The 22,422-nt window shown below is 46.4% G+C and carries 31 protein-coding genes; 6 read left to right on the top strand and 25 right to left on the bottom strand.

Annotated elements, in window-relative coordinates:
* Nucleotides 1-12 precede the first annotated feature (12 nt).
* The 3 genes from A5320_RS15485 to A5320_RS15495 are packed head-to-tail and all read left to right on the top strand — an operon-like array spanning nt 13 to nt 2,464.
* Nucleotides 13-402, top strand: coding sequence for a DUF3019 domain-containing protein (locus A5320_RS15485; protein WP_068066589.1), 390 nt, complete (start codon nt 13-15; stop codon nt 400-402).
* Nucleotides 402-1,145, top strand: a complete 744-nt coding sequence (locus A5320_RS15490; RefSeq protein ID WP_068066592.1) for a response regulator transcription factor — start codon at nt 402-404, stop codon at nt 1,143-1,145. The genes A5320_RS15485 and A5320_RS15490 overlap by 1 nt, the downstream gene beginning before the upstream one ends.
* On the top strand, nt 1,142-2,464 hold the full coding sequence (locus A5320_RS15495) for a sensor histidine kinase (protein WP_068066594.1): 1,323 nt from the start codon (nt 1,142-1,144) through the stop codon (nt 2,462-2,464). The genes A5320_RS15490 and A5320_RS15495 overlap by 4 nt, the downstream gene beginning before the upstream one ends.
* A 29-nt stretch (nt 2,465-2,493) precedes the next feature.
* Here the strand turns inward: A5320_RS15495 and A5320_RS22375 are convergent, their stop codons facing one another.
* From A5320_RS22375 to A5320_RS15525, 7 genes are all read right to left on the bottom strand, one after another.
* On the bottom strand, nt 2,494-2,628 hold the full coding sequence (locus A5320_RS22375) for a hypothetical protein (protein ID WP_269454649.1): 135 nt from the start codon (nt 2,626-2,628) through the stop codon (nt 2,494-2,496).
* Nucleotides 2,629-2,647: 19 nt separating this feature from the next.
* A complete protein-coding gene (locus A5320_RS15500) occupies nt 2,648-3,052 on the bottom strand; it encodes a GFA family protein (protein ID WP_197490133.1) in 405 nt (134 codons plus the stop codon).
* A gap of 57 nt (nt 3,053-3,109) precedes the next feature.
* Nucleotides 3,110-3,508 (bottom strand): fosfomycin resistance glutathione transferase, encoded by a 399-nt coding sequence (fos, locus tag A5320_RS15505; RefSeq protein ID WP_068066600.1) that lies wholly within the window; start codon nt 3,506-3,508, stop codon nt 3,110-3,112.
* Between the two features lie 64 nt (nt 3,509-3,572).
* Complete coding sequence (locus tag A5320_RS15510) at nt 3,573-4,085, bottom strand: hypothetical protein (RefSeq protein ID WP_068066604.1); 513 nt, start codon at nt 4,083-4,085, stop codon at nt 3,573-3,575.
* A gap of 80 nt (nt 4,086-4,165) precedes the next feature.
* Complete coding sequence (locus A5320_RS15515) at nt 4,166-4,543, bottom strand: GFA family protein (protein WP_068066607.1); 378 nt, start codon at nt 4,541-4,543, stop codon at nt 4,166-4,168.
* A gap of 37 nt (nt 4,544-4,580) precedes the next feature.
* Nucleotides 4,581-4,988 (bottom strand): YybH family protein, encoded by a 408-nt coding sequence (locus A5320_RS15520; RefSeq protein WP_068066611.1) that lies wholly within the window; start codon nt 4,986-4,988, stop codon nt 4,581-4,583.
* Nucleotides 4,989-5,052: 64 nt separating this feature from the next.
* Nucleotides 5,053-5,511, bottom strand: coding sequence for an SRPBCC family protein (locus tag A5320_RS15525; RefSeq protein ID WP_068066614.1), 459 nt, complete (start codon nt 5,509-5,511; stop codon nt 5,053-5,055).
* Between the two features lie 942 nt (nt 5,512-6,453).
* On the opposite strand from A5320_RS15525, the gene A5320_RS15530 reads away from it, so the two are divergent.
* The gene (locus A5320_RS15530; RefSeq protein WP_068066893.1) at nt 6,454-7,812 is read left to right on the top strand and encodes an O-antigen ligase family protein; all 1,359 of its coding nucleotides are present in this window, start codon (nt 6,454-6,456) and stop codon (nt 7,810-7,812) included.
* Between the two features lie 68 nt (nt 7,813-7,880).
* Here A5320_RS15530 and A5320_RS15535 read toward each other — a convergent pair whose 3' ends face one another.
* The 10 genes from A5320_RS15535 to A5320_RS15580 all read right to left on the bottom strand — a co-directional run bounded on the left by A5320_RS15535 (nt 7,881) and on the right by A5320_RS15580 (nt 14,313).
* The gene (locus A5320_RS15535; protein WP_068066617.1) at nt 7,881-8,429 is read right to left on the bottom strand and encodes a GNAT family N-acetyltransferase; all 549 of its coding nucleotides are present in this window, start codon (nt 8,427-8,429) and stop codon (nt 7,881-7,883) included.
* Nucleotides 8,430-8,563: 134 nt separating this feature from the next.
* Nucleotides 8,564-9,022 carry a GNAT family N-acetyltransferase gene (locus tag A5320_RS15540; RefSeq protein ID WP_231916746.1) on the bottom strand — a complete coding sequence of 153 codons (459 nt, stop codon included), beginning with the start codon at nt 9,020-9,022 and terminating at the stop codon, nt 8,564-8,566.
* Between the two features lie 372 nt (nt 9,023-9,394).
* Entirely contained in the window at nt 9,395-9,973 is a 579-nt protein-coding gene (locus A5320_RS15545; RefSeq protein ID WP_068066620.1) for a pyridoxine/pyridoxamine 5'-phosphate oxidase, read from the bottom strand.
* Between the two features lie 593 nt (nt 9,974-10,566).
* The gene (locus A5320_RS15550) at nt 10,567-11,610 is read right to left on the bottom strand and encodes a hypothetical protein (RefSeq protein WP_068066623.1); all 1,044 of its coding nucleotides are present in this window, start codon (nt 11,608-11,610) and stop codon (nt 10,567-10,569) included.
* A 257-nt stretch (nt 11,611-11,867) separates the two neighbouring features.
* Complete coding sequence (locus A5320_RS15555) at nt 11,868-12,101, bottom strand: hypothetical protein (protein ID WP_068066625.1); 234 nt, start codon at nt 12,099-12,101, stop codon at nt 11,868-11,870.
* 26 nt (nt 12,102-12,127) lie between these two features.
* Nucleotides 12,128-12,337: a DUF4287 domain-containing protein gene (locus A5320_RS15560; protein WP_068066627.1), complete on the bottom strand. Its 210-nt coding sequence runs from the start codon at nt 12,335-12,337 to the stop codon at nt 12,128-12,130.
* A gap of 125 nt (nt 12,338-12,462) precedes the next feature.
* Nucleotides 12,463-12,876: a DUF5655 domain-containing protein gene (locus A5320_RS15565; RefSeq protein WP_068066630.1), complete on the bottom strand. Its 414-nt coding sequence runs from the start codon at nt 12,874-12,876 to the stop codon at nt 12,463-12,465.
* A gap of 8 nt (nt 12,877-12,884) precedes the next feature.
* A complete protein-coding gene (locus A5320_RS15570) occupies nt 12,885-13,298 on the bottom strand; it encodes a DUF1801 domain-containing protein (protein WP_068066633.1) in 414 nt (137 codons plus the stop codon).
* Nucleotides 13,299-13,465: 167 nt separating this feature from the next.
* Nucleotides 13,466-13,924 (bottom strand): nuclear transport factor 2 family protein, encoded by a 459-nt coding sequence (locus A5320_RS15575; protein ID WP_197490134.1) that lies wholly within the window; start codon nt 13,922-13,924, stop codon nt 13,466-13,468.
* The gene (locus A5320_RS15580) at nt 13,912-14,313 is read right to left on the bottom strand and encodes a VOC family protein (RefSeq protein ID WP_068066644.1); all 402 of its coding nucleotides are present in this window, start codon (nt 14,311-14,313) and stop codon (nt 13,912-13,914) included. Before A5320_RS15580 ends, A5320_RS15575 begins: the two co-directional genes overlap by 13 nt.
* Nucleotides 14,314-14,953: 640 nt before the next feature.
* Here A5320_RS15580 and A5320_RS15585 point away from each other — a divergent pair.
* On the top strand, nt 14,954-15,841 hold the full coding sequence (locus tag A5320_RS15585) for an HNH endonuclease (protein WP_197490135.1): 888 nt from the start codon (nt 14,954-14,956) through the stop codon (nt 15,839-15,841).
* A gap of 166 nt (nt 15,842-16,007) precedes the next feature.
* On the opposite strand, the gene A5320_RS15590 is transcribed toward A5320_RS15585, so the two are convergent.
* The 6 genes from A5320_RS15590 to ggt all read right to left on the bottom strand — a co-directional run bounded on the left by A5320_RS15590 (nt 16,008) and on the right by ggt (nt 20,367).
* Entirely contained in the window at nt 16,008-16,280 is a 273-nt protein-coding gene (locus A5320_RS15590; RefSeq protein WP_068066649.1) for a hypothetical protein, read from the bottom strand.
* A gap of 165 nt (nt 16,281-16,445) precedes the next feature.
* Nucleotides 16,446-16,640: a hypothetical protein gene (locus tag A5320_RS15595; RefSeq protein WP_068066651.1), complete on the bottom strand. Its 195-nt coding sequence runs from the start codon at nt 16,638-16,640 to the stop codon at nt 16,446-16,448.
* Nucleotides 16,641-16,713: 73 nt separating this feature from the next.
* Nucleotides 16,714-17,133 (bottom strand): hypothetical protein, encoded by a 420-nt coding sequence (locus tag A5320_RS15600; RefSeq protein WP_068066658.1) that lies wholly within the window; start codon nt 17,131-17,133, stop codon nt 16,714-16,716.
* Nucleotides 17,134-17,524: 391 nt separating this feature from the next.
* The gene (locus A5320_RS15605) at nt 17,525-18,061 is read right to left on the bottom strand and encodes a hypothetical protein (protein ID WP_197490136.1); all 537 of its coding nucleotides are present in this window, start codon (nt 18,059-18,061) and stop codon (nt 17,525-17,527) included.
* Between the two features lie 64 nt (nt 18,062-18,125).
* A complete protein-coding gene (locus A5320_RS15610; protein ID WP_197490137.1) occupies nt 18,126-18,461 on the bottom strand; it encodes a ribonuclease E inhibitor RraB in 336 nt (111 codons plus the stop codon).
* A 166-nt stretch (nt 18,462-18,627) separates the two neighbouring features.
* Nucleotides 18,628-20,367: a gamma-glutamyltransferase gene (gene ggt / locus A5320_RS15615; RefSeq protein WP_068066661.1), complete on the bottom strand. Its 1,740-nt coding sequence runs from the start codon at nt 20,365-20,367 to the stop codon at nt 18,628-18,630.
* 325 nt (nt 20,368-20,692) lie between these two features.
* Here ggt and A5320_RS15620 point away from each other — a divergent pair, with 325 nt between their 5' ends.
* Nucleotides 20,693-21,505, top strand: a complete 813-nt coding sequence (locus A5320_RS15620; protein ID WP_068066662.1) for an AraC family transcriptional regulator — start codon at nt 20,693-20,695, stop codon at nt 21,503-21,505.
* Between the two features lie 245 nt (nt 21,506-21,750).
* Here the strand turns inward: A5320_RS15620 and A5320_RS15625 are convergent, their stop codons facing one another.
* Both A5320_RS15625 and A5320_RS21995 read right to left on the bottom strand, forming a co-directional pair.
* Nucleotides 21,751-22,182, bottom strand: coding sequence for an acetyltransferase (locus A5320_RS15625; protein WP_068066668.1), 432 nt, complete (start codon nt 22,180-22,182; stop codon nt 21,751-21,753).
* A 152-nt stretch (nt 22,183-22,334) separates the two neighbouring features.
* A partial coding sequence (locus tag A5320_RS21995; RefSeq protein ID WP_147291831.1) for an integrase core domain-containing protein occupies nt 22,335-22,422 on the bottom strand: 88 nt, incomplete at its 5' end.

Consider the following 22,422-nt stretch of genomic DNA (forward strand, 5'->3'; position numbering starts at 1 on the left):
CAGGAGCAAACCATGATTGGCAGGTTGTTGATGGTACTTTCGGCTGGCCTGTGGTTGGCGCTTGGTTGTATCAGCCAGCCGCTTGCAGCCGCAGAGTTTAAATTGCAGCCCAGATTGTGCCTGCACTATCCACAACAACAGTGTGAACTCAAGGTCAAGGTAAGTTGGCAACAACAGGAGCCAGCTTGTCTATACCAAAAAGCCGCGCAACAGCCACTGCTTTGTGGTGATGGCAAAGAGCAGCTACTCACTCTCAATTTAACCGCTCACACTCAATTTGAACTACGTTCACAACCTGATGGCGTTGTGCTGGATTCGCGTTTGATCCGAGTGCTGCAGGTCGATTTAAATGCCGGCGATCAGCTGTTAAAACGCAGCCGCGCCAGCTGGGGCAACCCATAATGCACCAGTTATTGTTGATTGAAGACGATTTAGAACTGGCAAAGTTAGTCGCCGATTTCCTGCAAAGCGAAGGTTATCAGGTGACCAGCTGTGGTAATGCGCAAAAAGCCAAAAAGCTGTTATTGGCGCAACGTTTTGATTTAATTGTTTGTGATGTGATGTTGCCGGGTAGCAGTGGTTTTGACTTAGTGCGGCAGATCCGCCAGCAATTTAAAGGGCCGATTTTATTTATGACGGCGCAAACCTCGGTCGGTGCCCAGCTGCAGGGATTGGAATTGGGAGCACAGGATTATCTGTTAAAACCTTTGGATCCACGCATTTTGCTGGCAAAAATCAGAATATTTCTAAGCGCCACGGATCCAATTGCAGCCAACACTGTGCTGGAAAACCACAATCTGACGGTCGATCGGATCAGCGGCTTGGTCAGTATGGCTGGTCAGAATATTTGCCTGACCAACGCCGAACATCAGTTACTGCTGGCACTGCTGGATAATTACGGCATGGCGATTAGCCGCGAGCGGCTGTTTCGCGAACAACTGGGCCGCGAATATGACGGCGAAGACCGCACCATGGACGGCCGCGCTTCAAGATTGCGCCGTAAATTACAAGCCATTGATCCGCATTGGAATATCCGGGTGATGTGGGGCCAGGGTTATAGCATCAGTTATGCCGATGTCCCACCCGCTGAGACGGTGAGGGAAACTGAGACAGAAAAGCCTGACCCAGCGGAGCCAAGCCAATGAGATCAACGCTGCTGCGGTTTTATCTGGGCATCGTGCTGGTGGTGTTGCTGCTATTTTTCAGTCTGAATCAGCTCTATAGCTGGGTCTATCAGCGTGACGATATCGCCGATGCCGCACAAAGTATGCTGCTGCACGTCAATGAATATACATCGCAGCACCGGCTTAGTTGTCGCATTTCTGATACCGACGATTGCCTGGATGCGTTATTTGTCACTTACCCATCCGGCATGTGGCAGCCGCAACCGGGTTTTTATTACGCCATTGAAGTGATGCGTGACGCCAGCGGCCATGCCTCGATGTGCAGCGAAGTAGCCGGCGGCGAGCTACTGTGTTTAAGTCAGCTCAACCTACCCGACGGCACCGATTTTAGTATTGATCTTGCCCATGTGTTTATTCTGCTGTTGCTGCTCTGTATGTTTTGGCTGAGCCGCAATGTGTTTCGCGATGTTGAAACGCTACGGCAAAGTGCATTGCAGGAAATTAAACTCGGCCATTTACCGGCATTTCGCCTCAGCGCCAAATCTTATCTGCAACCGCTCGCCCGCTCATTAAGCCGGATGAATCAACGTATTACCGACTTAAATTCATTGCAGCGGGAAATGGCGGATACGGTTTGCCACGACATCAAAACGCCATTGGCACGGCTGCGTTTTATTATGCTGAGCATCGAAGCGCAGATCAGCCCGGCGCATTACGCCCAGGTGCACCGCAATCTGCTGGAAATTGAAGAGAATGTGTATGACTACCTGCGACTGGCACAACAGGATTTTCGCGCAGATTTACAGCTCAGTCAGCTCGATTTACCGCAACTGGTGCAGGAACTGATTGATAAATTCGCCGCCAATTCCGAGCATCAGTTGGCCTTATTGCCAGGCCCAATGTTGATGATCCAGGCCGACCAAAAACTATTACAACGGGCGCTTTCGAATTTACTTAGTAATGCGCTGCGCTATTGTCGCGATAAAGTATGGATTGAACTCAGTATTCAAGGCACTGATATTTTGATAGATATTTGTGATGATGGCAGTGGCTGGCAACAGCCACCGGTAAAAGAAAGCAGCGCAGCTTATCCAGCAAATCTAATAAATCCGATAAGTCCGGCCGCAAGTTCAACCAATAGTGAGCACACCGATGGCGTCTCGCACCATGGCATTGGACTTGCGATTGTTTCCAGAGTAGCGCATCAACACGGCGGTGAGTTTATTCGCCTCGATCGGCCAGAAGGCGGCGCTATCGCGAGGTTACGGCTGCCGGTGGGATCGGACTCGGTATCAGAAACAGCGACTAATATAAATACTGCGGCAGACCAAAGCTGGTAAGCAGTTAAAACTAAAGATAGATCCTCTAGCTAGGCCACCACAATACTGCCAAACAGATGCGGCATGTTATCGCGCTTAAACAAGCGGCTCAGCAGATAACGTTCGCCCAGTACCGAATGCACCACACCACATAACAGCAGTAAAATGGCCGCAACAATCAGCATAAAAAATCCTTATATAGGGTTAACGCCCTGGCTCATAACTATCGGAGCGTGGCAGCTGTGCATCCAAATCATCCCAGTTTGCTTTTGATGACACAAAGTTATGTGACATTGGCCGCTCGTTGATCGGTGAATCCAAAATACCAAGCCGTAACCGAACTTGCTCCGGAACGGCAGCATTGGTACTGAATACCGGACATGCACAGATTTTGCAGAAATGGCGATGTTTGCCAGGGGCACTTTCAAAACTTGCCAATAGCTGATCACCAGCAGTTATGTTCAAATCGTTAACCGCGACAAAACCGTTGGTGGCGTATGCAGTGCCACTACTTTTGCGACATTTTGAACAGTGGCAGTGGATAATCGAAGTAATAGGCCCGGTGATTTCCAGACGAATGCCACCGCATAAACAACTTCCGAAGTACATGATTATTCTCTCTGTTAGCGAAGTGCAGACGAAGGTTTTAGCACTAAACAGCTGCCGTTAAAGCCAAACCAGTCCAGAGTAAGGCGCTGTTTTTAGTGAATTTAAACGACTTTGTAAACTGCCACAATGAATTTCCAGCTTGTGTCCATCCGGATCCAGAAAATAACAGGACTCGCCTTCACTACGATTCTGTCGCCACTCCCGGACGCCGGACGCCCTTAATCGCGCCACCAAAGCCGGGAAATCCGGTTTGGCTATATCAAACGCAATATGCGAATAATCATGGCTTGGTGATACTTCATCACAAGACAAGCAGAACCAGAACCCGCCCAGACTTAAATAGGCTCCGCCATCCCAGCGCACATGCGCTTTCATCCCAAGTAGTTCAGTGTAAAAAGCCAACGATGTTGATAAATCGCTGACGGCGATAGTTATATGATTGAGTCCGCTAAGCACATTGCCACCTTTACAAAATCTATGACGCTCGATAACCACAGACAGGAGATTATTCGTTACGGCATTATTTGTTAAGGCATTTGCCTGAAACTGCCCCTTGTTCAGCAATCGGCAGACCTGCTTTTTCAACATGATAATACAATGATAAAATCTTCCACTGGTCACCGTCTTGGTACAGCTGCACACTGTTCACACCGACAAAATCTGGCTTTATTGCCGTTTTTTCGGTTCTGGATTCAACCACACTGTAGGCCACGGCGAAACGATCATAAGACTGCACCATTCTGGAAATTTCACACTCGTAAAAGCCTTTTTCCTGCACCTTTGCCAATGGTTTCAGAAAATCTGGCAGCAAGCTGCGCCGCACCACTGGCTTGCCATCTTTGTAACGCCCACCAAAAATCACTGCGTCCTGATGGAAAATACGTTGTAGCGTTGCCGCATCTGCTGTGGCACCGGCATCATTGGATATCGCGTTCCACAGTGCCGCGACCGTTTCTGCTGGTGAATTCTCTGCCGCACCGCTGGAAAATGGCATTACAAACATAGGTACTAGCAATAACAAAAACTGTCGCATTTGAGTTCCTTGGTGAGGACTTTATGTTAACGATAACAATCCTAAGGCTGGCGTTTGATGATTAGCGGCTGTGCACGAATTCAACCTGGCGTACCACGCTGAGCGCCCGGACACCAGGGCGCGCGGCTTTGGGTATAAATATCCGGAATATGTTCGGGCACCAACGGCGTATCAAAACTAGCCAGCGCCGCAGCAATTTCGTCGCTGCTGCTATCACGCCAAAACAGACTGGAGCCACAACAATGACAAAAACCGCGGTAAATCCCGGCAGATGACTGAAACTGCACCAGTAGGTCGTCACCGGCAAGCAGTTGAAAATCAGCAAGTTTCACACTGACGTAAGTTGCAAAAGCAGCGCCATGCTGTTTCTGACACATCCGGCAATGACAATGGGAGGCTCGAATTGGCGTCGTTAGCTGAAACCGGACTTGCCCACATAAACAACTACCCTGGTACATGATTGGTGTTCCTTCCTGGCGGTGAGTGACAAGATGACTACTTCATTTCAATACCAGCTGCCCGGGCAAAAGCAGCGTAATTCAGCGCAGTATTCTGGTCATGGACAATTCGCCATTGGCCTTGTTGCAGCTGAAAAACATACGTCAGCCAGCTATGAAAACCTTCGGCTGCCTTATGAGGCCGATAGTGGTAATTAATCAGTGCCATTGCCACATCCTCCCCCACGACTTTATGCACCACGCTGGCTTCCCAGGTCCAGTTTGGGTCCAAAAACCACTGCTGGTGCAACTCGACAGTTTCTGCAACGCTGGTAAAAGCGTGACCATTCTGGACTATGGTGTACAGCGTTTCACTGTCGGTCAGGTGGGATTTAAAGGCTTCAATATCCCGCGCTGCAATAGCCGCAAAATGCTGATGTAGCGCTTGGTCAAAATTTGCGGTCATGGCAGATCCTACTTTTTCTAACTATCAACTGATTCATATATCCAGCCGTCGACAATCCGCAACGTCAACCATGGTCCGGAATGGTCGGCTCCACCAGTTTAGCCAGTTGTTCCAACGATTCCTGCCAGCCTAAATAACACATTTCGGTTGGGATCACGGCCGGGATCCCTTGTTGCACAATACTGATTTCAGTGCCGCAAAGCACCGTTTTCAATTGAACCGTGACCTGCATTTCACCCGGCAGATTGCTATCGTCGAACACATCGGTATGGCGGATCAGCGTATCCGGAATCAGTTCCAGATAAGTCACAGCAAACGAATGGCTGCTACCGGTACCAAAATTGGTGAATGACATCCGGTAACCACCACCGACCCGAACATCGATGTCATGAATAGTACCGATAAAACCATAAGGTGGCACCCAACGTTCCAACGCTCCCCGGTCGGTAAAAGCTTTATAAACCCGCGCTGCTGGTGCTCTTAACACCCGGTGTAACCGCACTGTACCTGTTTCATTCGACATTTTATGCTCCTTATTTTGGTATATTTACTCTCGTTGTCAGCCCGACCATGCGGTGAATGCCGTTGCACTGATACCGAGTTTTTAATACAACGCATTTTCGACGGCCATAATCGAATTGATTCGGGTAGAATCGACAACAGCTCTTAAACTTTTTAATGAACAACACTCAAAACTGTCTTAAAAATGTGCTGTGTACACCAGATATTTTAGCCATAGCTATTCGCTGGGAAAGTGATTGATCCTTAAACCCACAATGCTGAATAACCACATCATCCCTGTAAAAAGGACTGCAAAAGACCTATAGGAACGGAAACAAACAAACTGGTGACTCTGATAACCGCCGCATCATTCCGGTTCACGGTCTCACAACCAAATAATGACAAAATTCCCATGAAGATAGAAAATGCCAAAATTCCATATCCAATACTTTTAAACAGCAAAACAAAATACGATTTTTAGGAAATTTAATTTTTATTAATATTTATATAAATCAAATACATAAGACAACCTTTTCTCAACTCCCTTGTTGCAAAGGCCTTCCAACACCTGTTGTAACATGCAGTTTGCATATATTTCAAGTTGTTTGCTATCTAGACATCCAGACTTACTTGACTGGTACATCTTTAATAAACTTTGGCGACGATTTAGCTACAGGCAATGATGTCTGGCAGACGAAACTTTGCTGTTTAATGATTTACATCTCGCTAAGTTAGGTACCCGAAGCTAGTTTTTATACGTCGATTCTGTATCTCAACTGCTAACTGCTTTCATCGAAAATTGCAAATTCATCACATTTATGTTTCGCAACTCAGCAGCAATAGTATAATGCTGCCGCGGTTTGTCACCGTATCCATAAAACCTTAAAGAATCTTCCTGCTTGGCGATTTGTTTGGTTGTTTTATTCACGATATCGATGTGCTTTTGCACAGCAAGGGATTTTTGGTGTTTCTAAAGTTACATGCTGTTTTTTCTTTGTTCCTTTATGCCGCAGCATTTTTAGCCAGTACATTATTAGCGTCCAGCATTTCCCGCATCACTGATATTGGTAATCTATTTGATTTCAAACGCTTTCTGGCAATCAGCGTTATTTTGAGTTCAGTGTTGATTCTGGCATCCCCGCGACAACTGCGGGGTGCTCGATTGCAACCGACATCCATTGTGGCGCTTTTGACGTTCTTCATACTTGGGATGATATCAGCAATCAACAGTGCGAAACCTTATTGGGGGATGGTCGAACTGGCGAATTGCGGATTGCTGCTGATTGCATTTTTTACTTGTTGTATCTGTATGAATTATGTCTCAAAACGATCACTGTTTCGTGGCGTGTACATTTTTGTGGCGGCATTTTCGTTGTTGTTCTTAATGCAGTTTGTCATCAAGCTGTTGATCCATATGCTGGAGGCAAAAAAGCCGGGCATGTTTAGTTTGATCTCGGGTTTTGACAATCCACGGATCTTAAATCAACTTCAAGTCATGTTACTGCCACTGTTACTATTGCCTTTTATCACATTATCCTTAGCAAAATATCAGCGGCTTTCCGTGTTCTTAATGGCTATTCATTGGATGGCCATGATTCAGACTGAAGCAAGAGGTGCTATTTTGTCGTTAACCCTTGCCGGAGCACTTGTTTTATATTTCAACCGCGCAGCGGATCGAAAAACCATATTAAAACCCCTGGCACAATCCATATTGGTAGGTTTAGCACTCTGGGCTGTTCTGATTGTCGTGATACCTTACCTGCTGATTGGCGAGACCAATTTAAGGTTTAGAACTGGCAGTTCCGGGCGTGCCGAATTATGGCTATACGCACTAAATTCAATTCGGGATAATTTTTGGCTAGGTTTAGGGCCTATGAGTTTCGCTTGGGCAGAAGGAAAACCGCTGTTTAATGCACACCCTCACAACTCCTCGCTGCAAATACTTTATGAATATGGCTTTTTGGTTTTTTTAGTGTTGCTGATATGGGTGACGAGAGCTCTACACATTGCTCTGAAAAAAATCGACAGTGACTTACATCGGGAAACGGATACCGTTGTATTGTTCTCAATTCTATCGGCGTTGTGTTACTCGCAGTTGTCCGGGGTAATTGTGATGCCAATAACGCAATTGATGTTGGTGTTTCTAATTGCGCTTTATCATTATCAGTCAAATACTTGCAATATAAGCATTAAGATGCGATGGGTGATTCCAGCCAGTGCCTTACTCCTGGCAACCTTTATATATTCAACTTATGAGCATCAACAACTGCAGCATCTGAAAATGCCCCGCCTGTGGCAACATGGGCTGATTAGTCCAAAATAAGCTTTCGTCGTCTGTCATCAGCAACCACCGGGCCAAGCCACTTCGGCTGCGCCTTCATACTCGTAAAGTTATGCCGTAACACATTTTCTTTCCGAATTAACAGAGCTGCTGGACGTCACTATCTGCTGAACATTCGGCTCCAGCACATACACGGTCACCGCGCGGTCATCCGGATCTGCCACTTGCCGATCAGGCTTAAACTGTGGATCTTGAAAGATGCTTTGCCAGAATAACTGAGCTTCAGTCGCTTCATCAAACACCACCACGGTCCAGGGCTCGACCCGCTGCCCCATAAAATGTTGTACCACTTTTCGTGCAATACCATGCCGTCGAAAACGTTTCATCACAAACAAATCAGCAATTTCCTGTGCATCGTCCAGTGCTTCGGATGCTTCAAGCAAGGCAAAACCAGCAATGGCGCCATTCCAGCGCAATAGGTGCGCCCGCCATCTTGGATGGGTCCAGTACTGCGAAAAATACTCTGCACATAAAGAGTACCGGCCATCTTCTTTCAAATCGTAACCTTCTTCTACCGAGGTATCGTAGCAATAGAATTGAAAGACATTCCAAATCACCGACTTGTGTTCGTCGTTGTGTTGGCAAATTTCAAGCGACATCAGCATTCCTACTTTTACAGCTTCATATTCAAAATTCGGTAGCCACCTATATTGCTATGGTTGGTCGACGACCGATTTAACGTTTGGCATAGATAGCGTCAACTTAGTGCAAATGAGCGCTCCCGGATGCCAGGCTACACCAATTGCAGCACGGCCAACATGTCGTCACCTTCTTCATCCAGACCCACCTCAACAAAACCAAAGCTGGCATAAAAATCTTTGGCGACCGGATTTTTCGGGTAATAACAAATCTCGATTTCTTTCAGGCCTGCCTTTCCTTTCATGTCGGACAGCAGCATTTGTAATGCTGTGCGTCCAATATTTTTTTGCTGAAACTTTTGATCGACCATAAATCGCCAAATCGATATCTTATGACTGCCCGCATAAACCCACATAAAAAATCCAACCGGCTCGTCAAGCAAGTAAATGGCTCTTGTCTGATAACCTTCGTTGAATGCGGCTTCAACCAAGGACCATAAATTAGATGCAACGTATTGTTTTTGTTCTTCTGTTACCTTTAAATCACAAATGGCTTCGTAATTGTCTTTTGTTACCGGGCGTAACGATACTTCCACAACTTCTCCTAAAATCATTCGACTTCGGCTATTAAATCAACAGGGTTGAACGGCCAGAATAATCGACAACAAATTAACTTTTAACCAACCTTAAATCAACCGCAATAAAGAATATTCTGCCCATCACATTCAAACCAACGTAGATCAGAATCACGCCGCCTCAATCGCGAAAAGATTTAGAACAACAAGATTTGGGCTGTTGCCATTGGGGAAAAATGCAATTTAACCCGGTCTGTTCGCTGCGTTAAAAGCAGTTGTGATAGTTGACGGACTCATCGCCTGTACAGGTTTTGTCGACAGAAGCGCCGGTAATTGCAGATGATGCATAAGGCTTTTGTCTATTAAACCGAAACGAAAGGCCGTTGTTATCAATGTCTGGCATAACCCGTTTTAAGGTTGCAGTAGCTGCTTTACCCAACCACCGTCGAGATCTTTATACAATTCACGCAGGTGTAACCTGCTTTCCCGGAATGTCAGAAACTCAATTGCAACAGGCTTGATACAAAAGCCGCCCCATTGATCCGGTCGCGGAATTTGTTGTGCCGAAAATCTGTCGGCGGCTTCCTGTAAGCGGCTTGATAATTCTTGTTCAGCGGCCAATGGTTGGCTTTGCTGGAATGCGGTGGTCGTTAACTGCGCACTTCTGCTTCTGGTTTCCCAGTACCGATCAGCGTCAGCAGCGGTAATGGCTGTAGCGGTCCCCACCACACGGACCTGATAACCGACATGATCCCACCAGACCGTCATTGCCGTTCTTGGGTCTCGTTGAATATGCCGGCCTTTCGCTGAATCAACATAGGTACAGAATACAAAACCGGCAGTTCCGACCGACTTTAAATCAACAAACCTGCCGCAAGGAAAGCCATTTTCATCAATGGTTGAGACACATACTGCATTTTTCTGCTGCAGCGGACTCTGGACTAAAGCCTGCTGCCACCAACCTTCAAACTTAACTATCGGATCTTCCATTACATTTGGTCTCCAATCTTATTACTTTTTTGCATGAGCTGACGTCACTTAACTAATCCAACAAAGGTTGCATGTCATGCAGGCGTTGAATATTGTTCTAAGCCAGCGGCAGCAACGTCAGCTTTAGCGTGACTTTAGCAACACAATCCGATGCAGTATGGCCTGTACTGCAACACCCCAACGGCGCCCGGCAAGCGTTACAGCGGCGATAAAGAGCGGGACTATTGTTAATTTCAGAAAAAGCACTTAGATCCCTGTTAGTTACGTCAGATCGACGCCAATTTGCTAACCAATTAATGCTTTTTGCCTAAGCAATTTGGTTGACGTTGCTTTGCTCTCACCAAGCCACAACGCTACCTGAAAAACCGACCCATCTCAAGGCTTAGGCATTTCGGCTGAATCATTGCCATGCTGTCGGTTTGAAAGCAAAACGATATCTGGCGCCAGCAACAATGAGCTTTAATCTCCGGCCACACCGATTTATGACTTCGCGGAAAAAAAAACAGGCCGGCATTTTTAGCGGCCTGTTTTTCAGTGGAGACTCAACAATATAATTTTTGCATCGACATTAAAACACTTTAGATCCCCATTCCTCAGCATCGTCTGCCGGTCATTCTCCGCTGCTGCCAGTACAATAAAAACAAAGCGGTAAGCCACAACATTAAACCGGAAGGCTGTGAGATCAGGTTCGGCACCTGACGCAAATCTGTAGTAAACAGCCGCATGCTTTCTTCCTGAGTGAGCCCTTCAACGCCAAGTGCCGAAGTCACCGTATGGGTGGCATCAATAAAACCGCCATTTAAACCAAAAGCTTGCACTTGCGTCCACAACCAGAATTTGTCTCCGGTATCCACGTCGAAGTTGATGGTCAGGGAGCCCATAAATGGATTTTCTAAGTCGGAGTCAATCATCTCCAGCATGTGGCTCATAAAAGCTGCGGTTGTCTGCACGTTGCCAAAATCAAAGTCAAACGGCACGTCATACGAAAATTCCATATCCTGACTCACCCCAAAGGTTAGCCCCAACGAATAGTCATGTACCTCCGTTGCCCCAGGGATGCCCCAAAGCGCATAAGAATTAAAGAAGTCAAAATTGACGCTGTAACTTAGTGTTTGCGCCGCGCCCAGCCATTGGTACTCGGTGGCGGCAAAACCATTGACCGAGTTGCGTTCCAGCGCATCTGACGATGATTTTATTTTGATTTCCGGTAAACCGAGATTGTCCGCGTCCAGCGTCACCTTGCCGTAAAATTCTCCGTCCAGACTGCCGATCTCCGCATTGTTGGCCGCAAAGGCTATCGCAGCGGCAGTGGATCCGATCTCGTCCGGCGTAAAAGGCACACCACTTGGCAAACCCGGACGTTTTGGGCTGCCATCAGCGTTATAGAAGTTGTTCTGAAACGACGCATTAAAATGACAGGCGATATCAGTGCCAACACTTGTAACGGCATAGATTGCCTTGATGGCATTGCCCCAATTGCTGACAAAATTTGGGTCGGCTAATCCGGGACAACTTCGCTGATAGCTGCTCATTTCGGTATATTGGGAAATTACACCGGCTTTGACCGGTAATATCAGGCTACCTGTGACTGCAAAACTCAGGATCGCCAGCCAAAAACTCTTACGAGTGATTAACATAGCTCCTCCACCTTGCTGTTGCAATGCCCAAGCCGGGCACTGTTTCGGGGAGTACATAAGCAAAAACTAAACCAAATGAAAAATCTGCAACAAAATGAAGATGCTTATTTTTTAGCCAATCTTGAGCGTCATAAAAATGCAAAAAAAGCTGACAGCTATTGCATAGTTTTGCGTATTGTTGCAGAAATCAGCCGAGGTAGGTGCAGCCGCAATTGTCCCTGATAAGCAACAATTCAGTTACAGCCACTGTGCTGTAGTTATTGCTGGCCATCGTCTTTGTTATCATCCGTGTCGTCATCTTTGATGTCTTTTATAACTTCTTTCGTCCCTTTACCAATTGCTTTGACGGTGTCTCTGGACGCGTGACCAATCTTTGTGGTCACATCCCGCGTGGTATGGCCGATGGTCCGGCCAGTTTCTTTAATGCTGCTACAGGATGCCAGTACCCCGATGGCCGCTGCAGCGATAATAATTTTCGTGAAATGATGCAATGGAGACCCTCCGGTACAAATACTGTTTACTGTTTGGAAAGTACGTGCGCAACGACTGCATTGGCATGGCCGTGGCCCAAACCATGCTCAGATTTAAGCAGGTTCACAATTTCCATATGTTTCATGGCACGGTTAGTTTCCACAATCGAAATCCAATACTGAATGGGTTGACCATACTTGGTTTCGATGGAAGGGAAATAGCTGGCGGGACCTTTTACTTTTTCCGTTGCTGACATCACACTATCCTCTTTTTTAGGCAAGATTGAGGGTCTGTTGACCATTCGTATATGTTTTGCGTCAACTGAGCTGGTTTTTTAGATCGCCAAAGCTGCTTTGGATAGATGTTCTGCGCCAGCAGCTGTCAAGTCAACGAAAAATCATAAGCTTCTTTTAGTAGCGCTTCAATTTCTTTCAGCTCATCCAGACTACCGATTTTCGCCACATGGGTAAATTGCTTGCCATCATCAACAACCTTAATAAAGATTGGATGGTTTATTCTTCGCCCAACATGAATGGCCACCCTCACCACGTCTTTCATGATTGAGAGGTCGATAAATATGCGCACGCTTCGAAACAGTACATACCGGTCTTTGGCAATAGTCTCAACTTTGCCCAAGTGATTCACAAAGTCGGCAATAGCCTGATAAACCTCGACCACCGATTGCGGCCGGTCCCGGATTACATCGTCAGAATTGCCCGCACCACAAGCATGCCGCTGATTTTTGCGGCTAAACTCGCGCTGACATTGAGGACATTGCCACAGTTGCGGTGTCATTTGCAGGGTTAGCCGTATCGCCGCTTTACACTTTGAATCGAATTCACAATCAGCTGTTCCAACACGGACAGATCAAGATCGGCCAGTTGCTTAAAGTACAGGCAGGATTTGCTCATCTTGTGTTTACCGAGCTTGGCAAATAATGGCTCGTCGTTATCCTCACAACTCAGGTACACCACCAGCTCGCGACCGCGGATCGCAAACCCAGCCAGCGGCGCCTCACCACTGCGTCCGCTGTCATAGGTGTAACGGTACGAGTCAAAGCCGACAATACTGGGTCCCCACATTTTTGGGGCGTGTTGGGTAAGCTTTTCCAGCAGCGTCATCAGCACCAGACAATCAGCAGCCTGCTGCGCATTGGCCCGCGAGGCGATGTAGGCATCAATGCTAGCATCGGTAGCTTTGGTTTTATTTTCTGCCATCGGGGGCTCCTTCTTGGCGTTTTTTAGATGCATTGGTATTCATTAAAGTCCGGCAAAAACACCGCCGGTTATAAAAGTCGAGCCGCGCGTTAATTTTCTATTTTCTTCAGAACTAATTGGTAATTCCTGTACTATTTCAGCACGTCATGGCGGCAGTGACGACGTCTTCATGGCCTGGTAAGTTGTTGGTTAAAAGTCTTAAAAATCCCTCGTTTTATATACCCCGCTTCAACGGTGTAGATGCACAGCATTTCCACACTACCGACGCCCTCAGGAAAGTTTCGGATCACCTTCTCGTGGTCAATCACGACGTTGTCATGCACAGTCCTGCTTAAAAGGATTGCCTTGAGATCTGGTTCCTGAAAGCGCACAAGAATATTGCGATGAATTTCATCACGCCCGGTCGCCAGAATGATCCCATCGGTGGTTTGTTGTACTGCGTCTTCGGCATAGGTTGCAGCCCACATTACCGCATCTTTCAAATTGTAAGCAGCCAACTGCTTTTCCACGACTAGTACGCTTTCTTGTTGCATTATGTTGATCCCAGAACCGATTAATTTCAAGTTGCTAAAGCCTGAGCGGCTGGCGAAGCTGGTCCGCCTGAATGGAAAAATCAGGCCCGCCAATTAATCTTCCACAGCACGCCAAACCGGTCAATCACAATCGCATCACATGACGACCAAAATGTCTGTAGTGGCGTTAATATCACCTGACCACCCGCTTGTAGCGCACTGAAGATGGATTTGACCTTCGTTTCTGAATCAACACCAAGCAACACATAAAAGCCTTTCGGGCTTTCGTATTGGTCCGGAGCCACGTCCGCACCTGCGATCTCAACTCCGTCGATGCAAATGTTGGCATGAACAATTTTTTGCCCAAGCACTGCTGAGGATGCCGGGATCGGAGAATCCTGCACCCGCAGCATGGTGCCAATGCTACCGCCGAAGTTGTCAGCGTAGAAATGAAACGCCTCTTCACACTGGCCGTTGCAGTTGAGATGAAATGCTAGGCTCATGCTGTGATTTCCTTATCTGTGAGTGGTATCTAACACTACACTCAGCGACTCGAACTGGCGAATGTCCTGTGTTCACAGACAGCAAATGATCGGGCTTTCTATACCTGATTCAAAACCGGCTGGCCACTTTAACCACTGCCGGAGCCGACAGCGACCACCCGAGCAGACTCATTTTTGATGGCGCTTATTATCTATTTAAACCAAGGCTGCACAAACAAATGTCCAAATACCAAACAGCGCTGAGATAACCATTAAAATCCATTTGCCCAGATATTTACCGAGGAGTTCATGGACAAACGCCCTGCTCTTTGCACTACAAAAATGATGAATATCAAAGCATAAGTGAAAAATACAGCTTCACTGACCGGCACCTGGTTCAGCAACGACATAAATGCAGCGACAACGAACAAAATTGATAACGCGAAATATAAAATCGCCAAAAGAACACTTTTAGGGTGAGCAGTTGATTCACACTTTTGACTCCAGTTATGGTCGCTTCAAAACTACCGTGTGAAAATGATTAAGTATTTAGCGAAGCGTTTAGGATGGATTTTGGTAACTAGCATTGTTATGCTGGTTCTTACATAAACGGTCTTTGAAGTGGAAATACAACGAGTCAAATATGTCACGAAAGAGTTTTATGCAAGCTCACGGAGCATCCAATCGAAATGACCGATACGGCTGGGCATTTGTAAACCACGACGAAAAAATTGTATTTTTTGGTGCATGGGATCTCAACACTCAAGTTGATTGTGCATTGATCTTATCTAAGCACTGGGAGTTTAATGAGCAGGGGCGCAAACAAAACGCTTTTGGCGAGGCACTGGAATACATCAAACTTGTTGAGAATGAAGGCTACTCACTTAAAACATTCCCCATCATATGGGATGATGATTATGATAAACAGACTAAAACTGGTCGCGTCAAAATTAAAAAACACATAGAAGAGTTATCAGATATGACTCTAAAGGTACTTGATGGTGAGTATTATGCAGTAGGTAATCACCACCCGAATTATACGAAAAAACCCCCACCAAACATTGCAGATGATATTCTTGATATCTTTAACTATGAAGTCGATAGAACAGAACGGGAAAGTCTTATTCTTGCAAGAGTGGGGCAAGGGAAATTCAGACAAAATGTGATCGATGTATGGGGGAATGGTGAATGCTGTGCACTGACTCTCACCAACATTCGGGTGCTTTTGATTGCCTCCCATATTATCCCTTGGTCTCAATGCAAAACGAATGCTCAAAGATTAGATGGTGCTAATGGTATTCTTCTGTGCGCACACATAGATAAACTGTTCGACTCGCATTTATTAACATTTATAAAACAAGGCCAAAAATATTTATCAAAAATATCTCCTAAGCTTGACGCGAAAATATTGAACATTTTGGGAGTTGAATCTGGACAGGAACTATGTGTTGATTACATCAGCCACAAACATCAGTCTCGGTTTGACGAATATTTAAAAGTGCATAACGATTTTTTTGAAAATAAACTTGCACAAGGCCCAACAAAATAATTTTATGGACATCCGAAACTAAACGTACTTAAACAAAATTAATGCAAATAAAAACAGCATTTCATTACAAAAAATATTCATTACCAATTCAAACAGAGGCACATAAATACGGTCAAATAGTGAGATGGCCGATACGTAATGATTTAGTAAACTCTACTAAGTCTTTTTATAAATGGTTTGGGTTTTCGCGTTGACATTGATTCGAAATCCAACGTGCAGCAGCTTCTACTGGCCTTTTAGCTAAAGTTTCCGGCTCAATGTGCGCGTCAAATACTCTTTCGTGCCTGTCCAGCGTGACGGCGGTTGTGATGTTGGCAGTACCGCCGTTGGGTGATAGCTGCAGCGTGAGATCTAAGCTTTGGTACGCCTGCGCGGCAGCAAAACCGGGCAAGACGAGCAGAGCCAGCAAGAATAATAAAATTCGTTTTGGTACTTCCATGTAATCCCTGACACTCAACAAACTTGTACGGTTCGCTCTGGATGCCGTTGCTTGTGACACTTGCGCAGCCTTACCATGCTCACGGCGCTTAACAAGTGCACCACGAGGCGAAACTAAAAACTACACCGTCCAACTTCACCATCGACGGTAAGGCTCATCACCATGCTACGTTGGCTGATGTTCTGGCAGTTTATGCACCAAAGCGAGAATTAATGTCGCTATTGGTCCCAGAAGTAATGAAATAAAAAACCAGGCAAAGCCGCTGCGATTTTTGCCTTGCGCCAATACTGCGTTAATTAACATCAATGTGCCCCAGCCAACGAAATACTGACTGCCAACCTGAATGTACTCTGGACTCAAAAGATTCTCCTTTTAGCTGCAAACATCAAGCGCCAGCTTGTCAATTTGTGACAGGGTGAAACAAAGCAACTTGTTAGGTGCGAACATTTGCACATTGTTCTTTTGAAACATACATTTTCTTAAATGTAGTATCAGGTTCATTTTGATACTTAATATCAAAACTTATTTGATACCCATCATCAAATTGACTCTTAAAACTTGAGCTTTTGCAGACGTAATTCACTGCAACATCGTCATAATATGACTTTAGCTCGGCAATTCGCTCAGAACTGGACGTGACACCTGAAATGGTTAGTTGCAGAATGAAGTTTTTTTCTGATGCAGAAACTTCCTTTAATTCCAGTCTTTCATGATGAAATGGAATGAGGTTATCTATCTCGCCTGATACCTGTTTTGCATAATTATATTTTGTGTAGGCGTAACCACCAGCAAAAATAAGCGCCAATAAAGACACCAGCAAAATGTTTCTATTCTTTGAAGCCGTCCTGTTCATGTACAAAAATCCCCTTTACATATAACAACTTAATCCGATGCATAGCGCACTCGTGTTCCAAATTCTGCTGCTTCATTTCATGAAACTCACCCGCAGGAAGTTAACCTTTAATCCACAATAAATCAACCAACTCAATGCATCTTGTTACCTGGCAATCTTAATCTTTGCTGGCGCGGCAACGTCCAGACCTAATTCACCCGTGATCATCCGGGACCCCGAATTTTAAAGAACAACGCTCAAGGTAAGAATTCAGTGCGGCGTGGCGACTTGGCACAGCTACAGGAAAATGAAAACAACGCGAGGTGGAACATGCCATTAACTAAGACATCGTTATATTGCCAAACGACTGAAGTAAACCGCGCCTCGAAGCGGCGTCGGTTTTAATGATTTGTTAGCCTGAACCGGACTTACTGAGGATGTTGTTGACGCGCCGTATAAATACCCAATGCCATATCCAACATCCGATTGCCACTAAACCCGCAGCTGAGCCAATCTGATTGGGAACAAGCGAAACGACCTGCGCGGCGCACCACCCCATCCCCGATATCATGCCAAAGGACTTAAAGGTAGCGAGCGCTGGATTAGCAGCGGCCTCGGCTTTGAGCGATTTAGCGACATTGGCCACGATAAAGAAGTCTTCAATGAAATTATAAGGCAGAAGAAACATCAGCCACACACTGTTGGGCGAAGCTGTTCTTGCTGCCGGTGAAACCAGCTGCAGAGACTTAATGAGGTCCAATGCGTAGCAGAGCACCAAGGCCACAAACACCAAAGCAGCAACTATCGATCCGATTGGACCAAAGATTTTCAGCTCACTAAGAATACCGCCGGCGGCATCCGGAACAAAGAAAGGATAAACAAGCCCAATGCCTATTGGGATGCTGAGCAAGATCTTAAATAGAGTGAGTGAAGACATTTTTTTATCCAAGCGAACGTCCGCAACAGGACTAGCCACTTACTGGCGAGTGAAGTCGCGGACAATTGTCAGAAATCTACTCGGAAAGTACGCCCCAACCATCGGCATATCCCCCATGCATTTTTGCGCGTTCAATCAACTGAATTTCAAATTCGGTGATGCCTGGAGCGGTAACGAGCATCGATTTCACTAATAGCAACTCCATTTCCCCTTCTTCCCCTGGCCTTGTTTCGATGTTTTTAAATTTATTCCCTGCCTTACTATCAACCACGTACAGCATGGCGACTTGATCCGCAGCCTCTTCGGTCGGAAAAACAGCAATAAACTCAACTTCATATGGAATTGATAAATTCATCCCATCTGCGACCATTCTGCTGACGACCTCAGCGTTTTCAGCGATTAATTCATCCACAATTGTTCCTCCCTGTGCCGTGACAAAACATGATTTGAACATGAGATAAATTACGATAAATGCGTTTATTTTGTACATAGGCCTCAACGCCTTCCCGTGTAAAACGAGCCAATCAAACTAATTTCCTCAGCCACTGCAATTAATTACGAATTAACCTTAACCTGATTTAGTGCGCCGCGGCAACGCCGTCCCGCCTGGAATCAGACCCTGCCACATATCCTTTCTCTGATTTCATCACCCCTTGTCCACCACCAAATACCAGGCCTGGGTTGTTACCATGAAAAAAGCCTTGGGCGGTGGCCATCACCGGATTTTGTGGTGCATGCCCCATTGTATACAGCTTATCCACCGTGCTTTGCGGGATGGCTTGCTCAAAGCTGACGTTATTATCTTCCCAGTGCCGAAACCTTGGTGCATCAATGGCTTCCTGAATATCCATATCGAACAGCACCATATTGAGCAACATCTGCACATGTGCTTGCGGTTGTTGCGGCCCCCCAACAATGCCAAAACTTAACCAGGGTTGTTGCTTGCCCTGTGCGTCTGCCTTGGTAACAAAACCCGGAATGATGGTATGAAATGGCTTTCTACCCGGTGCTACGGTATTGGCGCGGCCAGGCTGCACCGACAAGCCCACGCCGCGGTTTTGCAGTGCAAAACCAGTGCCCGGCACCACAATACCTGAACCAAATGGCCCGGCTAAGCTATTGATAAAAGACACCATATTGCCGTCTTTATCAGCAACACTTAAGTAGGTGGTATCACTGGTGGTTAATGAGGGTTCAGGATCGGCGCGTTTCATCGCCTTATCTGCATCAATAAAGGCGCGACGCTTGGCAACAACCTCATCTGACAGCAACTGTTCGGGTTTCACCTGCATAAATGCCGGGTCGCCGACAAAATGTTCCAGATCGGCATAAGCCAGTTTTTTCGCTTCAATCAGATGATGCAGATATTCCGCCGAATTGTGCTTCATCGCCACTAAATCGTATGGCTCTAAGATTTTCAGCATTTCAAGCGCCGCGATCCCCTGGCCATTGGGTGGTAATTCCCACAGCTGGTAACCTTTAAACGACACCGACATAGGTTCGACCCACTCCGCGCTATAGTTGGCAAAATCGCTTTGCATTAAAAACCCGCCTAACTCCTGCACTCTTGCTGCAATTTTTTCACCCAGTTCGCCGCCATACAGCACTTGCGGGCCGTTCGCCGCAATCAGCTTCAGGGTGTTGGCATAATCTGGGTTATAAAACCATTCGCCGGCTGCTGGTGTTCTGCTGCCATCAATTAAAAAAGTTGCTCTGGAGCCCTTGTCCCAATTGATCTTGCTTTCGAACAGCGCCCATTCAATCGCAGTTGCTTTGGAGACCGGAAAACCCTTTTCTGCCAGTTCAATGGCTGGTGCCAGTGCTTGCGCTAAGGTTAGGGTGCCATGTGCTTCCAACAGTTTTGCCCAACCAGACAGCGCACCTGGCAAAGTTATCGATTCCGGGCCTTCGTCCGGCACACGGCGGCGCTCGGCCATTTTGTCGAACGTCATTAGGGCGCCAGCATGGCCGCTACCATTGATGCCGACCAGTCGCTGCTCTTTTTCCAGCCAAACCATCGCGAACATATCGCCACCAATGCCGGTCATATAGGGTTCGACCACAGTTAACACCGCAGCCGCAGTGACCGCCGCATCGACTGCATTACCGCCGCGTTGAAGCACCGTCAGACCTGCCTGACTAGCTAACGGCTGACTGGTCGTTACCACGCCATTCGGCGCATACACCGCTTTTTCCTGGAATTGTGTGGTTGGTGTACCAAGCCCGGCCCGAAATGAAAAACCAGCCACAATGGCTGATAGTGCGACCAGCGTGATGATCGCCAGCGCCCACAACAAAAACCGTTTTAGTCCGTTCATATTATTTTATCTTCCCCGAAATTTAACCAAAGTCTGTGTTAAGTGTTGCTGATTTGTCACGATTTTAAGCCGAAGGTCATGTTGTAAAAGCTATGGAATTTTTAGTCAGCATATATAACCTACTGAAAGCTCTGAGGTATAGTAATGCGGCCAGTCAGCAGATTATTGAACGATATTGCGATCTTATGCAAAAAGTAACAGCAGTTATTTAAATTATTTAACAAGTTTTGGCATGGTTTGAAGTGGCTAAATTCGGGAGTCTCACAAGGATGGCTAAAGACCACCATTTGGTAACAAGCTTGGTAACGAACCAGGTAAAAGTCAGGTGAAAAGTCAGCTGACAAGTTGGGTCAAAAGAGCTGCCGGCGAGACGGAACGTATCGAAGCATGTTTTAGTGGACTTGCTTACGCACCACATAGTCATGACACTTATACTTTGGCTTTAACCACCAGTGGTGTGCAAAGCTTTAATTATCGGGGTGAACTACGCCACTCCCTGCCCGGAGAGGTGGTGATTTTGCACCCCAACGAAACCCACGACGGTCAAGCTGGCACCGATAGCCCATTTGCTTATCGGGCGATCACCATCAACCCGTCTGAAGTGCAAAATATCCTGCTGGGGAGCAGCTTGCCATTTTTGCAAGGTGGCGTCACCAGAGATCCACGTTTTGTGCAAATCGCCACAAAAATGTTAGCTGAATTCGATCGTCCGCTCGAGACTCTGGAACAGCAGGATTTGATTTTTGCTTTTGCCAATTGTTTACAGCAAGTGACGTCCAACAGCATTCAACATACCCAAGCCAACTATCTGGCGATAAAACGCGTCCGTGAATACATCGACGATGTCATGACCATCGATTCCGCAATGCCAATCGACATTACGTTGGATGACCTGGCTGCTATTTCACAATATAGTAAGTGGCAAGTGACCCGCGATTTTAGATCTCTTTTTGGCACAACGCCGTACCGCTACGTCACGCTTAAGCGACTACAAAAAGCAAAAGCGTTAATTGAGCGTGGCATGCCATTAGCACTGGTTGCGCTGAGCAGTGGCTTTGCCGATCAAAGCCACCTGACCCGACATTTTAAGCAGTGTTTTGGCACCACGCCGAAAGTGTGGGCAAAACTGCATCGATGAAGCTGGAATCGCCGGTGTTGCAGAGAAGAGCAAATGAGCGGCGGCAAATTACCGACTGACGCACGCCTAAACAACAAGCAACTTGTTGCGCGTTCAGAGGACTCAGCCTTCGAAAGTTAAGGTTAAGGCGCTTGTTAACCTGTTATTTGGCACTGGAAAATGCCGAACGATACTTCACAAAACCACGTTTTACTTGTACTTGCTCAGACGAACAACTTGTTGCCGTGACTTGCCTCGTTAAATTTTTATAGCGCCATATGCAACAGCGGATAGTCTTTACCTTGCCCATCGATCGGCGAGCGTCCCGTCACTTTAAAGCCAATATGCTGATAAAAACCAAGCGCCTGCCCATTCTGTTCGTTGACGTCGACCTTCAACGCCCCCTGCTCTTCGATAGCATGGGTAACCAACATGGCACCAATGCCTTTTCCGCGCGCCTCTGGTGCGATGAACAACATCTCAATATTACCGTCATGGACGCCGCAGAATCCCTGAATTTCTCCATGGACATTTTTAGCGCACCTTAAATCAACGGCGTCAAAATACTGCTCCAGAATTAACGGCTTTAACTCCTGTAGATCAGCTTCGGCCAGAAAATCATGGGTTGCTCTGACCGAGGCTTCCCAAATTTCTATCAGCTTCAGGTGATCTTCTTTTTGTACGAATTCAATAATCATCACTAAAACTCGCTTGAAAATTTAACTACTAAATTTAGCCGCGCCACGAACCGACGTCGGCTTGCATGAATTGTCAGGCATCTTTGAAATACAATTCATGGCAATGGCTCCATGGTAATCCTCCCATTTTTAACCGAAGTTAAAAGTAGAGTTTATGCAGCCATCAATGGCGGCTTTCCGCCATTGGCTTTGTGCGGTCGTTCATGATTGTAAAACCATAACCATTTTGTGGCATAGTCC

The sequence above is a fragment of the Rheinheimera sp. SA_1 genome, assembly GCF_001669775.1.
In the GTDB taxonomy this organism is placed as follows: Bacteria; Pseudomonadota; Gammaproteobacteria; order Enterobacterales; family Alteromonadaceae; genus Pararheinheimera.